12 protein-coding genes are annotated in these 14,824 nt (G+C 41.0%); 8 read left to right on the top strand and 4 right to left on the bottom strand.

Translation table 11 applies throughout. From position 1 onward, the window contains the following. Nucleotides 1–415: 415 nt before the first annotated feature. Nucleotides 416–2,299, bottom strand: coding sequence for an excinuclease ABC subunit UvrC (gene uvrC, locus ACQFX9_RS16800; protein WP_427157062.1), 1,884 nt, complete (start codon nt 2,297–2,299; stop codon nt 416–418). Between the two features lie 183 nt (nt 2,300–2,482). Here uvrC and ACQFX9_RS16795 point away from each other — a divergent pair, with 183 nt between their 5' ends. Together ACQFX9_RS16795 and ACQFX9_RS16790 are read left to right on the top strand one after the other, a co-directional pair. After that, on the top strand, nt 2,483–2,713 hold the full coding sequence (locus tag ACQFX9_RS16795) for a DUF433 domain-containing protein (RefSeq protein ID WP_427157060.1): 231 nt from the start codon (nt 2,483–2,485) through the stop codon (nt 2,711–2,713). Nucleotides 2,714–3,037: 324 nt separating this feature from the next. Beyond that, a complete protein-coding gene (locus ACQFX9_RS16790) occupies nt 3,038–4,033 on the top strand; it encodes a heme-dependent oxidative N-demethylase family protein (protein ID WP_427157058.1) in 996 nt (331 codons plus the stop codon). A gap of 6 nt (nt 4,034–4,039) precedes the next feature. Here ACQFX9_RS16790 and glsA read toward each other — a convergent pair whose 3' ends face one another. Then, nucleotides 4,040–5,008 carry a glutaminase A gene (glsA, locus tag ACQFX9_RS16785; RefSeq protein WP_427157057.1) on the bottom strand — a complete coding sequence of 323 codons (969 nt, stop codon included), beginning with the start codon at nt 5,006–5,008 and terminating at the stop codon, nt 4,040–4,042. 830 nt (nt 5,009–5,838) lie between these two features. Between glsA and ACQFX9_RS16780 the strand changes: the two genes are divergently transcribed. Further along, the gene (locus ACQFX9_RS16780) at nt 5,839–6,894 is read left to right on the top strand and encodes a septal ring lytic transglycosylase RlpA family protein (protein WP_427157056.1); all 1,056 of its coding nucleotides are present in this window, start codon (nt 5,839–5,841) and stop codon (nt 6,892–6,894) included. 6 nt (nt 6,895–6,900) lie between these two features. Here the strand turns inward: ACQFX9_RS16780 and ACQFX9_RS16775 are convergent, their stop codons facing one another. After that, complete coding sequence (locus tag ACQFX9_RS16775; protein WP_427157054.1) at nt 6,901–7,041, bottom strand: hypothetical protein; 141 nt, start codon at nt 7,039–7,041, stop codon at nt 6,901–6,903. 89 nt (nt 7,042–7,130) lie between these two features. On the opposite strand from ACQFX9_RS16775, the gene ACQFX9_RS16770 reads away from it, so the two are divergent. The 5 genes from ACQFX9_RS16770 (at nt 7,131) to ACQFX9_RS16750 (ending at nt 12,617) form a co-directional block, all read left to right on the top strand. Continuing rightward, nucleotides 7,131–8,732 (top strand): bifunctional pantoate--beta-alanine ligase/(d)CMP kinase, encoded by a 1,602-nt coding sequence (locus ACQFX9_RS16770; RefSeq protein WP_427157053.1) that lies wholly within the window; start codon nt 7,131–7,133, stop codon nt 8,730–8,732. A gap of 687 nt (nt 8,733–9,419) precedes the next feature. After that, nucleotides 9,420–10,022, top strand: coding sequence for a superoxide dismutase (locus tag ACQFX9_RS16765; RefSeq protein ID WP_427157051.1), 603 nt, complete (start codon nt 9,420–9,422; stop codon nt 10,020–10,022). Nucleotides 10,023–10,227: 205 nt separating this feature from the next. Continuing rightward, the gene (locus ACQFX9_RS16760) at nt 10,228–10,434 is read left to right on the top strand and encodes a hypothetical protein (protein WP_103137022.1); all 207 of its coding nucleotides are present in this window, start codon (nt 10,228–10,230) and stop codon (nt 10,432–10,434) included. A 134-nt stretch (nt 10,435–10,568) separates the two neighbouring features. After that, nucleotides 10,569–11,591 (top strand): phosphoribosylformylglycinamidine cyclo-ligase, encoded by a 1,023-nt coding sequence (purM, locus tag ACQFX9_RS16755; protein WP_427162918.1) that lies wholly within the window; start codon nt 10,569–10,571, stop codon nt 11,589–11,591. A gap of 339 nt (nt 11,592–11,930) precedes the next feature. Continuing rightward, nucleotides 11,931–12,617, top strand: a complete 687-nt coding sequence (locus ACQFX9_RS16750) for a PHP domain-containing protein (RefSeq protein WP_427157049.1) — start codon at nt 11,931–11,933, stop codon at nt 12,615–12,617. A 458-nt stretch (nt 12,618–13,075) separates the two neighbouring features. On the opposite strand, the gene ACQFX9_RS16745 is transcribed toward ACQFX9_RS16750, so the two are convergent. After that, nucleotides 13,076–14,599: a sensor histidine kinase gene (locus tag ACQFX9_RS16745; RefSeq protein WP_427157047.1), complete on the bottom strand. Its 1,524-nt coding sequence runs from the start codon at nt 14,597–14,599 to the stop codon at nt 13,076–13,078. Nucleotides 14,600–14,824: the final 225 nt, after the last annotated feature.

Here is a 14,824-nt window from a genome sequence, read left to right as displayed (position 1 = left end):
TATACAACGTTATTTACAATTTCGACTGATCCCAATTGCTAATTCCTTGAGACAAAGCTATTTATAGTCATTTTCAAGGAAATAAAAGGATATCTCTGTATTCAAATATCAAAATCATTTAATTACTGTAGCTTTAGTAACAAAATGATTTTCTTAATGTTTAGTTAACATTTTTTAGCATAAACATTTCTAAATTTCATCACAACTAAATCGCCAATATCCAAAATTTCCGATATTGGCTAGATGAATTTATCTAGTTACAAGTAACAGTAACTAGATAAATCTATAGAATATATTCCTAATAGTTTGCATCAGCTTTTGACTCAGCCGATGACTAAATTTTTCGGCTGAAAAACTAAGAATTACTGTTTTACACTTTGGTGACAGAACTTGTAACTAAAAAATAGTCTATTTGTCAAGTATCCAGAGGATGAAAATAGTTGTAAATTTCTTGAGCTAATTTTGTCCCAATACCTGGAACTTCCGCGATTTGTGCGGGTGTGGCTTGGCGAATATAGTCAATAGAGCGAAAATGAGCTAACAACAACTTTTGACGGTGGTGTCCCAAACCTGGAATTTCATCTAAACGCGATCGCTTTAATTTATCACTTCGTTGTTGACGATGGAAACTCACCGCAAATCTATGGGCTTCATCTCGCAGTCGCCGCAGTAATTGCACTCCCGGTTGTTCGCTATCAGTCGTTAAAGGTGTGGACTCTCCCGGTAAAAAAATCTCTTCTCGCTTCTTCGCTAAACTCACAACTCGCAAGTCTTCTAATAAATTCATCTCCTGCAAAACTGCAACCACAGCCGATAATTGGCCTTTCCCACCATCTATCATCACCACATCAGGCCAGTCTGGATTATCCACCCGTGGTAATTTGGGATCTTCGGCGTATTTGCGAAAGCGTCTTTGAATCACTTCCGCTAAACTTGCGAAATCATCAGAATGTCCGATAGTAACTGTGGGATTTTTAATTTTGTAGTGACGATAATATTGTTTAGCGGGTATGCCATCAATAAATACTACCTGGGAAGCGACAGCATTAGAACCTTGAATGTGGGAGATGTCGTAACCTTCGATGCGGTGGGGTAAGTCGGGTAAGTCGAGAATTGCGGCTAAATCTTGCATCGCTTCGTGATTGCGATCGCCCAATTTTTGCATTCTTTGTAGTTCATATTGGGCGTTACGTTCCACCATCTCTATTAATTCTGCCTTAGTTTGACGCTGGGGAGCTAATATCGTCACTTTTCTTCCCTTACGTTGCGTCAAAACTTCCGCCAAAATTTCCCCATCCGGTAACTCATGCTGAACTAAAATTTCTGCGGGAATTTCCACCGAATCAGCCGTTTGATAATGTTCCTCTAAAACCCGTTGCAAAATCGCGCCAGCTTCCGCTTGTGATTCCGCCACAAACGCCAAACGTCCCACCAACTGACCGGCACGAATTTGAAATAATTGAATGCAAGCGTGTTGATTGTCAGCTGCTAAAGCTATGGCATCCCGTGAAACTGTATCATCAGGTAAGGAAACTTTCTGCTGTGCATTCAAAGACTTTAACCCAGCAATTTGATCACGAATGCGCGCCGCCGATTCAAAATTAAGTGCGGCGGCGGCTGTTTCCATTTGTTCCGTCAAAATATCAATGAGTTCTTGCGTCCGTCCCTGAAATACCATCGCTACTTTCTGTACAGTTTTGCGGTATTCCTCTGGTGAAATCAGCTGTTGACACACCCCAGGACAGCGACCCATATCATAATTTAAGCAGGGACGGTCTTTAAATAGTGGTTGTGGTCGTTGTCTGAGGGCGAATATCCGCTTAGATAAATGCAAAATACTGCGTAATAAGCCTGAATCAGTGTAAGGCCCGTAATATTTATCTTTTTCTTTGCCTAACTGACGTTTGCGAGTAATGAAGATGCGGGGATAGTCTTCCGACCAAGTAATACAGACGTAGGGATATTTTTTATCATCTTTGAGCAGCACATTAAAGTATGGTTGATGCTGCTTAATTAAATTCGCTTCCAAGGCCAAGGCTTCGGCTTCAGTATCAGTGACGATAAATTCAATGTCCGTCACCTGCTTGACCATTGTGGCGATACGTTCAGTTTTATTGTAGCCGTCGCGAAAATAGGAACGAACACGCGATCGCAATTTTCGTGACTTACCTATATATATGATGCGATCGCTGCGATCGCGCATGAAATACACTCCCGGTTCTGGGGGAATTTCCGCCAGCCGAGCTTCTAAACGTTCTGGATCTTTGACCAGTGGTAGGATTGGAGCAGATGTTGTCACAACTTTCAGGTAACTTCACAAATTTACCTAACCCCATTCTAAGAAATTTCACTGATTTTTGCGTCCCACAGCCAAAAGGCAGTTCCGATGAAAAAATTTCACAGTCATAGATGAAAGATATCTTTCCCCTACACCCCCACACCCTTACACCCCTAACCCTAATCACGGTAGGAGAAATACATCATGTTAGGTTTCGACCGCATGACATTTGACCCCCGCATCATGGCGGGACAAGCTTGTATTCGGGGAATGCGAGTTCCAGTGTCATTAATTTTGAATTTGGTCGCCAATGGCAAAACTGTGAAAGAAATTATCGAAGATTATCCATATTTAGAACCAGAAGATGTTCAAAAGTCATTAATGTATGCGGCTTGGTTGGCACGCGAACAAGTGGGCAATTATTTCTGTCAGTGATCGCGATTTCCGCATGAGACAATTGCCGATATAACTCAATACGGTTCAGATAAGAAAAATAAATTTCAACAAAACCAGCAAATGCTCACTCAACAAAAAACGAAAAAATGATTTTGGAGGGGGTTTGGGGGACGCAACCGTCCCCCAATCGGGGGCTTGGGGGAGAATCCCCCAAATCTTGCTCATTGTCTAATAGGTAGAGCAAGCAAAAATTGAGAAATCAACTCTCACCACCTTAACTGAACCGTATTGCGATATAACTCAACTACTTTTACCTAAACATCAATATAAATAGCACTTCTTGACAACAGCTAGCTTGTAAAAATGCAGAAAGTCGCAGCTTTGAATAGTCCCCCCTGCTACTTCCCCCTGATGAATGGACGCTACGAAGTCAAGCCAGGGATGATGGCGTTTGGTTCATGTTTCGGTAATGGTCAAACTGATCAACAAGTATTTCAAATCGATGAAAATTTTGCTGATTACCGCCAGACAAAACTTTTAGCCCGTGCAGAAAGATTGAGTAAATACTATCAGAGTTACAATTATTCTCAGACTGTAGCAGGTGCGATCGCTCGTTTGATAGTTGAGCGTCTTACACAAGAGCATCCACAATACTTTGACTACCAAAAATCAACGGCTAACACCTTCATATTTTATAGCCGACTGACCAACGAAAAATTTTACCTAGATGCAAACTGGGAATTACAGCAAGTCGAGGCTAGTGCAGTTTCTCCTGTTTATGCTTCTACCCTCGATGCTTTAGCAGCACAAATACAGGAAGATATCACAGTCATCTGCTGTGATAATGATAGACGTAATTGGCTGAGTGCTATTCATTTGTGTTATCCCAATCATTGGTCAGCTGAAGAAAAAATCGGTCAAGACTTTGCTGCAATACATACACCAGTGGCGGGTATGGAAAAAATTAATCGCCGGGCAGATGCGATCGTTAATACGATGATTTATCGTCAACCAATGGTGCGCTTTGCTTGGGGTTTGAGTACAGATACGCGCCTGAATCACCACCCTGAACCACCACCTGGTTTATTAGTTAGCCAGTGGGAAGGTAGAAGTTTTGACCCCCAAAACCCCAAACTTTACTTGCGAATTGAGCGACAAGTGATTTGGGGTCTACCAGAGTCTAAGACGGCATTATTTACGATTCGCACTTATTTCAGAGATTGTACTTCCCTCAAGCAAGATGCAATATTACGGGTTAAGCTGTGTGCTGCAATTGAGTCTATGTCCCCAGAGGCACTGATTTACAAAGGTTTAGCAGCTAGCAAGGCGAGTATTTTACGTTGGTTAAACACTGTCTGAATCAACCTATGAACCCGAACAATCAAATAAATGTAAGCCTAAACGCTGGGATAGTTCCTCACAGACTTTAACCCCCCTCACGCTATTTCCCCGATGATCTAAGGGTGGTGAAAACACAGCAATTCCCATCTTATGGGGGACAACTGCCAAAATACCACCGCATACCCCACTTTTAGCCGGAATTCCCACTTTATACGCCCACTCTCCCGCAAAATTGTACATCCCACAGGTGTACATCACACTGAGGATATCTTTTATATAGCGTTTATCCACAGCTTGTTCCCCTGTAATGGGGTTTGTCCCACGATTTGCTAAAGTCGCCGCCATCACCGCTAAGTCCCGACAGTTCACCATCACGGCGCATTGTTGAAAATACAGGTCTAAGGCTTCTTCTATATTTTGGTTGATCATGCCAAAGTTGAGCATGAGATGCGCCATTGCGCGGTTGCGGTGTCCGGTGCTGCGTTCGGAGGTAAAGACGGAAATATCGACAAAGACATCATGACCAATGTAGCGGCGGAACATATCTAGTAAGCGGTTGAGGCGTTCGGTTGCTCCTGCACCTTTAATTAAACTGGTAGTGGCGATCGCTCCCGCATTTACCATTGGGTTATAGGGTCGCTTAGATTGCTCATCCAAAATAATGGCGTTAAAAGCATCTCCCGTGGGTTCTACTCCCACCCTGGTTAAAACATAATCTCGTCCATGATCTTCTAGTGCTAATCCGTAAGCGAATACTTTAGAAATCGATTGAATAGTAAATAGTTGTTGCGAATCCCCTACTTCGTATACGTGACCATCTACTGTAACAATACAAATACTAAATAAATCCGGGTTGACTTTTGCTAGTTCGGGAATATAGTTAGCAACGATTCCTTCCGGCAATGACTTGTATTTATCATGCAGTTCATTAATCACATCGCTAAGTGCAGAGGTGATATTTTCTAAATCTCCTTGATTGGTTTTGCTAATCATGAGGCTAATAGCTTGACTTTCTCAATCTTTTGCTGAACAATTGCGTCCTAATTTACAGATTAAATGTAAATTTTAATACGAGGTAAAAATACTCTACATAATTTTGATGCTGATTAAGCAATTTTTTGACATTAACTGCATTTTGAGTAAATCAAACTTCTGCTACAAGTAGTAGCAATTTTTGTTACTCATGATTACTGGAGTTTGATGTTACTGTAACTACATTTTTATCCTACATACAAAGTATTATTACATATTTTGGATGATGAAAAATATATAAATTGAAATATAAGTTTGTGGATAAAGATAGAAATTAGAGAGCCGTAATGATTAACTTGCAAGCCTTATTTGAGAATATTAAAAAAATATAAAATAAATTCAGTTCGGTAATTTTCTTGAGGTCAACTTGTAGTATATAGAATTATTATTAATAATATAGATTTTAATTATAGGCAAAAATAAACACTAAGCTCGTAAATATATATACTTAACTCACAAAGCCAGGTCAAGACAAAGCAAAACCCGAAAAATGTAAAGTTTTGTAAATAAAAAACTAGTATTCCGAAAAAAAGGATACATGGGCAAAATCCGCATTTGAACAAGGTTTTGACCTTGTTGGGGGAACTTAAATTTTAAATAACGTGGTCATTCCTACGCTAAAACCCTGATCCCCAACCCTGAAAGTTCGTGTTAGTCTGTTGCAGTTATAAAACAGAAAGTAAAAGCGGAACGAATTCGCATCTTAGGCGAGCTTGCTAATAAGTAATTTATTAAACAAACTCCCACAAGCTAAGAAACTGCTGTTCTATAGTCGCTTTAAAATCGGACGCATGAATCAAAGACATTTGTGGACTATTGCCGCCCTGTCTGTAACCATTTTGGGGACACCCTCAATTGGTCGGACTCAAACCATCGAACTCGATTCACTAGTTGCATCCAAAGCAACAGCCGGTGACGTGGTTAAGGTAGGGGAATTAAAATCTTCAGATGACGTTGTGAATACGAGAATTCATACTCACAACATTGAAGGACGGAAAGCGGCAACTCTGTATATCCGAAACATTCCAGTTATTACCTTTTTGAGTTCTAAATCGACCGTTGGTACCGAAAAGAAATTAGGTGCAGTTGGCGATGCTAGTGACTCAGTTCAGGTAGCAAGTGCAGGAAATTTAGCGGATGCCAAGATCCTAGTCGGCTCGCTACCAAATGACCCAGTGCAGAGAGCCAGTCTGATGGCGGCGAGGATCAACCAAATGATCCGGGATAATGTGCAAGCTGATCAAATCATTGTCAGTTGGAAGGGACAAAACGGAGCAAATCAAAACCAGAACAAAGGTGTCTCCAACCAACAACAGCCAGGCGATCGCTACACTATCAAAATCAAAAACCAAGAATTGGTGGAAATTAATCAAAACACCCGCCTGGCAGATACCACCAATGACTTAGCCAAAGATGCGTTGCAAGCAACAAATCGCCTACGAAGACTCATCGGCAACGCCTCTCCTCTTAAAGAAATTGCTAACTTACCATCCCGTTCTGGTGCATCAAGGTCTGTAGCCAATTTACCCCAACAAATTGCTAGCAACATCAGACTCACCTTCCAAGGGATAGCTTCCTTTTACGGTCAAGGTTTCCACGGCAGACCTACTGCCACAGGCGAAAGATTCAATTCCGAAGCCATGACCGCAGCTCACCGCAGCTTACCCTTCGGCACAAGAGTGCGCGTCACCAATACCCGCAACGGTCGTTCTGTGGTAGTGCGAATCAACGACAGAGGCCCATACATTCGGGGTAGAGTGATTGATTTATCAACCGGTGCAGCCAGAGTTCTCGGTATGATTGGTAGTGGGATTGCTCCAGTCAGAATCGAAGTTCTAGGTCGGTGATATTGGTTATTGGGGACACTTCGACAAGCTCAGTGCATCGCTGGGGACTGGGGACTGGAAGGTAGACTGGGTAGACAAGGCAGACAAGGTAGATTTTACTCCCATGCTCAATTCCCCATACCCAATACCCCATGCTCCATGCCCCATGCCCAATTCCCCTAGTGATTCTGTTTCTTCCTTCTGTTTGAGAGATAAACTAACGGAGGAGATGCTAAAGAAGAACTAGGGGTATTTTTGTGCGCCTGTTGACGACAGTTGCAGCTTTACGTTGCTTTCTCAATAAACATCGCTGGATAAATCAGCAGACAGAATCAGATGATCTAGCCCTAGAGGGAATGATTAACTGGCATCCCACAGCCATTGGTCTAGTCCCAACTATGGGCAATTTGCATGAAGGCCATTTCAGCTTGATTACACGGTCGCGACAAGAAAATTCTACGGTGATTGTCAGTATTTTTGTTAATCCCCTGCAATTTGGCCCGAATGAAGATTTTGCCCGCTATCCTCGGACTCTAGAGCAAGACTGCAAATTATGTGAGCAAGCTGGAGTTGATGCAGTTTTTGCACCAGATCCGGAAGAAATGGGAATTAATCAGAATAATATACAAGAATCTCCAGTAACACAAGTAATACCTCCATCTGCTATGATATCTGGCTTGTGTGGCCTTTCTCGGCCAGGTCACTTTCAGGGTGTGGCAACGATTGTGACTAAGCTTTTGAACTTAGTACAACCTGACCGAGCATATTTTGGACAAAAGGATGGTCAGCAGCTAGCTATTATTAAAAAGTTGGTGACTGATTTGAATTTGCCAGTGGAGATTGTTGCTTGTCCGATAGTGCGGGAAGCTTCTGGTTTAGCCTTGAGTTCTCGTAACCAGTATTTGACTGCCCAGGAAAAACAGCAAGCAGCAACATTGTATCGTGGTTTGCAACAAGCTCAAGTAGCGTTTCAAAAAGGTCTACGCGATCGCCATCAGCTCTTAACCGCAGTACAACAAGAATTAGCCAAGGTCAGTACAGTAGCAGTGGAATATATTGAATTAGTTGAACCAAATACATTAATGTCTTTAAATCAAATTACGGAGGAAGGAATGCTAGCGATCGCCGCTCGTCTTGGTTCTACACGATTGATTGATAATATCATTTTGCGCGATCGCCAACCTATCATCGCTATTGATGGGCCGGCTGGGGCGGGAAAATCCACAGTCGCCCGTCAAGTGGCAGCAAATTTGGGTCTAGTTTATCTAGATACAGGTGCTATGTACCGGGCTATGACTTGGCTAGTTCTAGAACGAGGTATTGCCATTGATGATGAGTGTGCGATCGCCGAGTTAGCAAATCAATGTCTCATTGAACTGACTCCTAGCTCAGATTTAAAATCTCCGGTGCGGGTTTGGATCGATGGCAATGATGTTACTCAAGCCATTCGTTCTCTTGCTGTTACCTCTCAAGTATCCGCGATCGCTGCCCAAAGTGCTGTCCGGGAAGCCTTGGTAAAACAGCAGCAAATTTGGGGAAGAAAAGGCGGGTTAGTGGCTGAAGGTAGAGACATTGGTACTCATGTCTTCCCTGATGCTGAAATCAAAATCTTCTTAACCGCCTCCGTTGGCGAACGCGCCCGTCGTCGTCTACAGGATTTCCAAAAACAAGGTCAACCAACAGTCAGTCTAGAACAACTAGAAAAAGACATTGCTGAACGCGATTGGAAAGACAGCACCCGCAAAGTTTCCCCCTTGCAAAAAGCCCCAGACGCGATCGAACTGTCAACAGATGGTCTGAGTATCTCAGATGTGACAGAACAGATTGTTAACTACTATGAGCAATGTTTTTCCCAGTAAAAATTGTTGATTTTTGAGATTACAGGAAAAATTTCCACCTTTTTCCTCTTCCCCCATATCAGAAATTTTCAGGAGTAAGGCATTTAAAACTTACTCCCTGTTTTTATGTTTATGAATAGAGGCGTGGTTTGCGTTTGATTTTCTCAAGCATTCAGCACACCTCTATCTGTCCTGTTCCGTTTCTCTGTTCCCCATGAAAAACCCAAACTAGCAATTTGAGGAATGAAAGCAAATGGTGGTGGACATTTACATAAATTGAAGAGTCAACCCTAATTAACTTTTAAAAAAGTTTCGTATATAACATTTTAAAGCTTCTGTCTATAAAATCATCTGACTAAAGGATGATTTTTATACTTGAGATGTAAACAAAATTTAACTAGAGTATCAGTAGCACTTCACAATTCCATTTTATTGCTCTCCTGATTTTCCCTTCTGCCGTAACAAGTTCCTCTCTAAGTCGGTATGCTGATAAAATCAAACAGAATTGCCGTATAAATAACTATTCTGCCTAATTCGGTTGATTTAAAAAATATTGGGTACGAATATTCACTTTGGTAGTAGAATGACGATGTTAAGTTTTATATCCTAAGTATTAGGGATATAAAAACGGTAGACACAAGACCTGTAATTTCCTAAGCTGCCGCAATAGGTTTCAACTGGAAAACAGTAAAGAGAGGACTTCATAAAATGGCATTCACTCAACCCCCCTTACCTTACGCCTTTGATGCTCTAGAGCCATATGGCATGAAAGCTGAAACCTTTGAGTATCACTATGGTAAGCATCACAAAGCTTATGTAGATAACCTCAACAAGCTGACCGAAGGTACAGACTTAGCTGATAAATCCCTAGAAGAAGTCATCCAAATTTCCTTTAAAGACCCCTCCAAAGCAGGGATTTTCAACAACGCCGCGCAAGTTTGGAATCACACCTTCTTCTGGAATTCCTTAAAACCCGCAGGTGGTGGCGCACCTACCGGTGACTTAGCTGCTAGAATTAACCAAGATTTTGGTAGCTTCGACAAATTCAAAGAAGAATTTTCTAATGCTGCTGCAACTCAATTTGGTAGTGGCTGGGCTTGGTTGGTTGACGATGGTGGTACACTCAAAGTAATAAAAACACCAAATGCAGAGAACCCTCTAGCTCATGGTAAAAAAGCACTGCTCACCATAGATGTTTGGGAACACGCCTACTACATTGATTTTAGAAATGCTCGTCCAGCATTTATTAAAAACTTCTTAGATCAATTGGTAAACTGGGACTTTGTTGCAGAAAACTTAGCTAAAGCTTAATTTGCAGTAATTTTTTCAGTTTCACTAAAAATTTCCATAAAGCAACAGTCACGACTTAAATCGTGGCTGTTTTATTCTCTAATTAGTAATGTATAGCGATATAGTTAAGGATTCACCTTAAGCGATCGCCAAAAACCAGACGCAGCATCGCCCTAAATCCTTAAAATTACCTTGATATTAACAAAATAGCGGAAAATTCTACAAAATGAACAGTCAAGAACTCGCAAGATACATGGAAGCCACCGATAGCATAGCCAAACCCTGGTTATTAGTGCAGTTGCGGCTCAAAAAACTCCAAGAACGCAAAGACTTGATTTCAGAGGACGAATACGCCAACGAATTAGCAGACATCCACCAAGACCTCATGAATTTAGGTGAATGGTGGCGTGGGATTGAGGAAGAAGTATTTTAGGGATTGGGGACGGATCAATTCAAAATTCAAAATTCAAAATTAAAGATTCTGTTCCCTGTTCCCTGTTCCCTAATGACTAATGACTGTTGACTAATGACCATTGACTATTGACCATTGACTATTGACTATTGACTATGGATTATCGGGACGCAGGTGTTGATGTAGAAGCTGGTAGAGCTTTTGTTGATCAAATTCGCAATTTAGTTCACAGCACTTTTAGACCAGAAGTAATTGGTGGTTTGGGTGGTTTTGGGGGTTGTTTTGAAATCCCCGGTGGTTACAAACAACCTGTACTAGTTTCTGGGACTGATGGCGTGGGAACAAAGCTCAAAATTGCTCAAGTTCTCAACCGTCATGATACTGTTGGGATTGATTTAGTGGCTATGTGTGTCAATGATGTGTTGACATCAGGAGCAGAACCCTTATTCTTTCTTGATTATGTTGCCACAGGTAAGTTAGATAAAGAGCAACTGACGCAGGTAGTAGCTGGAATTGCATCAGGGTGTCAACTGGCTGGTTGTGCTTTATTAGGCGGAGAAACGGCGGAAATGCCTGGTTTCTACTCAGTGGGAGAATATGACTTGGCGGGTTTTTGTGTGGGAATCGTGGAAAAAAGCCAAATGCTCAACGGTTCTCAAGTGCAAGTGGGAGATGTGGCGATCGCACTGGCTAGTTCCGGTGTCCATAGCAATGGTTTAAGCTTAGTCAGAAAGATTATCCAAGATGGTGGTTTTAGCTGGGACGATACACCAGAATTGTTAGGTGGTGCAACTATCGGTGCCACATTTATAGAACCTACACGCATCTATGTAAAACCTGTTTTAGCTGCACGACAAGCAGGTATAGACATTCACGGGATGGCACATATTACAGGGGGGGGTTTACCAGAAAATTTACCCAGGTGTTTGGCTCAAGGTCAATCTATGCAAATTAACCCCAAAAGTTGGACAATTCCCCCGATTTTTCAATGGTTGGCTCAGGCTGGCTCTGTAAGTGCGGAAGCGATGTATAACACTTTCAATATGGGAGTTGGTTTTGTACTTCTCATCCCACCCCAACAAGTAGAACAGACAATTGAATTTTTTGCCGCCAAGGATATTTCAGCTTTTGCGATTGGTGAAGTCATAGCTGGTGAAGGAACGTTAGTAGGGTTGTGATGGAAGTTAATTTTGATACCAATAATTAACTGAAATACTCAATGTTAGAGCAGGACGCTCCTACTGTGATACTTACACAGTAAGAATTACGTCAGTTATCGTTTCAGTAAGTAAAACCAGAGAAACAAACATTTGTTACTACTACTTATGATGGCAATTGAATATACTCATGACCGTTAGCATTTAGATTTGCTAACGTAGTCTTAACATATTGAAAAAATCTGACTGATAAAACGGAGAAAATAGCTTTCAGCACTAGTGACAAGTGCTGCAAGGTACTCGTTTCTGGATTTGGCGTGTTGGTGTGAAGGAATCACGTATTTTTATTCAGAGGGGGTTATGGTTGTAAATTTTACTCGGACATCTGTGAATTGTGAACTCTTAGAAGAAGTGTTCCAGAATATAGATGCCCAAAGTTGTCCAAGATTATTTAATTTTCATATGCACACCGTCCACTCAGACGGGAAATTGCAGCCAAATGTGTTGATGGAACAAGCGATCGCAATTGGTTTGAAAGGTTTAGCGATTACAGATCATCATACTATCGGTGGCTATGAAGCAGCCCAAAGTTGGCTAGAAGACTGGAAGTGGAATAATCCTGGCGCATTTACTCCCTACTTGTGGAGTGGTGTAGAAGTTAACGCTAATTTATTAAATGTGGACGTTCATATTTTAGCCTATGGTTTTCAACCAGAACACTTGAGTATGAGACCTTATTTACAAAAAAGGGTAACGACAGGAAAAGAATATGACGCTGGTAACGTGATTGCTGCGATTCATGCGGCTGGAGGATTAGCTGTGTTAGCGCATCCTGCACGTTATAAGCGATCGCATTTGGAGCTAATTCCCGCAGCCGTAGAATACGGGATTGATGGTGTCGAAGCATTCTATGCTTACAACAACCCTAACCCCTGGAAACCCAGTGCTACAGAATCGCAGCAGGTACAGCAACTAGCTGAACAATATCACCTGTTCAATACCTGTGGTACAGATACCCACGGATTAAGTCTACTGCAAAGGCTGTAATAGCTGGATTTTGGATTGCTTGAATAGTTAAGCAATCTCTTTGTCGCAATCATTATTCAAATTGGATGAGGTATAAGTTAACCTGTAACCTGTACAAAATCAACTCAAAGAACTGGTCTTGAACTGAGACCAGATTTCTTTTCAATCACAATTGGAGTTATACCAATTCGCAATTCGCAATTCGCAATTCGCAATTCGCAATGGACTAATGTCCCGCTTCTCTGCGAGACGCTACCGCGTAGCTTCCTTCCCCTTGCATCTGTTTCTTGATTTTGGCTAATTGGTATAAGACTCATATTTGATTTCTGAAAAAAACTCCGTACACTTTTGTTCCTTCTTACCTGTTCCCTGTTCCTCCGAAGTTCTGATCGGAGGAAACCTCCGCTCAGACTTCTCTCTGTTCCCTGTTCCCTTCCTACGCAAATGATTTCAGGAATCAAAGCGGATTCCTATATTAGTTAGACATATGCAATAGCTGTTTCCTTCATGGGAATCTGAATTACAAACTTTGTTCCCTGATCTGGTAGAGAAAAACAGTCTAACTTGCCACCATGTTGTTCAGTAATAATTTGATAGCTAATAGAAAGACCCATACCTGTCCCTGCACCTACAGGTTTAGTAGTAAAAAATGGATCAAAAATACGTTGTTGAATAGATTCAGGAATGCCAATTCCATTATCAGCAATCATGATATTCAACCAATCTGAATCAACAAGTGATGTAGAAATATAAATATGATATGGCTCCTGTGGCATCACCTGACAACCTTGCTGTTTATGTAATTCCTCTATAGCATCAATAGCATTAATTAGAATATTCAAAAATACCTGATTAATCTGCCCAGCGTAGCATTCCACTGGTGGCAGATTCATATAATTTTTGTGTACGGTAATTTCTGGACGGGTATTAGTAGCTTGTAAACGATGTTGCAAAATTAGTAGCGTATTCTCAAGGCCTTCATGAATATCCACAGCTTTATATTCTGCTTCGTCTATGCGTGAGAAATTACGCAGCGATAATACTATCTGACGAATGCGTTCTGTCCCAAGTTGCATAGAATTCATGATACTCATTAGATCCTCAGACAAAAACTCTAGATCAATATTATTTTGATGAGCTTGAATTTCTTCTACAGCATGAGGATAGAACTCTTGATAAAGGCGCACTAAAGTCAGAAGATTCGAGGAATAATCTCGAATATATGGTAAGTTAGCGTGGATAAAATTAACAGGATTATTGACTTCATGGGCAATACCAGATACAAGTTGACCTAAACTCGACATCTTTTCACTTTGAATTAGTTGCAACTGCGTGTTTTGGAGATGGTCTAAGGTTACTTGTAACTGATGTTTCTGCTCCTTTAACAAGGATTTTGCTGCTTGCAAATCTTTGATTGATTTTTCTTTGGCTTGATCATCTAACTTCATTTTTATAGCCAAATGATGTCCGTAGTAAGTCACACTAAATACCATGAGCAGCATTGCTATAGCGATCGCAATCTCATAGACAAGGAATATTTTAGCCTTGACTTTTTGCTGCTCTAAAATCTGCTGCTGAATTTGGCTAACATCTCTGCGGAATCTAGCTATTATTTTATTACCTTGCTGATATTTTTGATCCATTTTTGCCATGTGTTTAGCAGCTAGCTCTGGTTTTTGGTTTTGGAGATGAAAAAAAATAAGTTTCATCTCAGCTACCATTTCTATTTTGACGATTTCCAACTCATCTAAACTTTTCAGTAATATTTGTAATTTATCTGGAGGTACTTGAGTTTTGAGTTCGGCTCGAATGAATGTGAGCAGTTTATCAAAAGCAGCTTGGGCTGAACTTAAATTTTTCTTCTCAGACTCAACATCCAGAGATTCAAAAACGTTATTTCCCGGAGCGTTAATTGCTGCTAACAATTGATTGGTTTCTGAATATATTTGTATGCTTTCAGCCCAATAACGATTGACTTCAACTGAATTTGAATAACTACTCATAATCTGATGATTAAGATATAAGCTACTAAAAACAGTTAGTATATTAAATATTGCGAGTGCGTAGTAAATGTAGTACCACTTAGCCGTTAATAACCATTTCATAAAAGCCGGAAATACCTTGTTTATGGGTGTCGATTGTGGTCGAATTACGATTCTACGCATTTGATAGTTTCGAGTCAGTTTTGGGTGTGTACCATAATATTTATAGTATTCTCTCTAGAGAAG

It is taken from the genome of Aliinostoc sp. HNIBRCY26 (assembly GCF_050235535.1).
Taxonomy (GTDB): domain Bacteria; phylum Cyanobacteriota; class Cyanobacteriia; order Cyanobacteriales; family Nostocaceae; genus Trichormus.
Note: the sequence above shows the minus strand (reverse complement) of the source record. Positions and strands in the feature narration are given on the sequence as shown.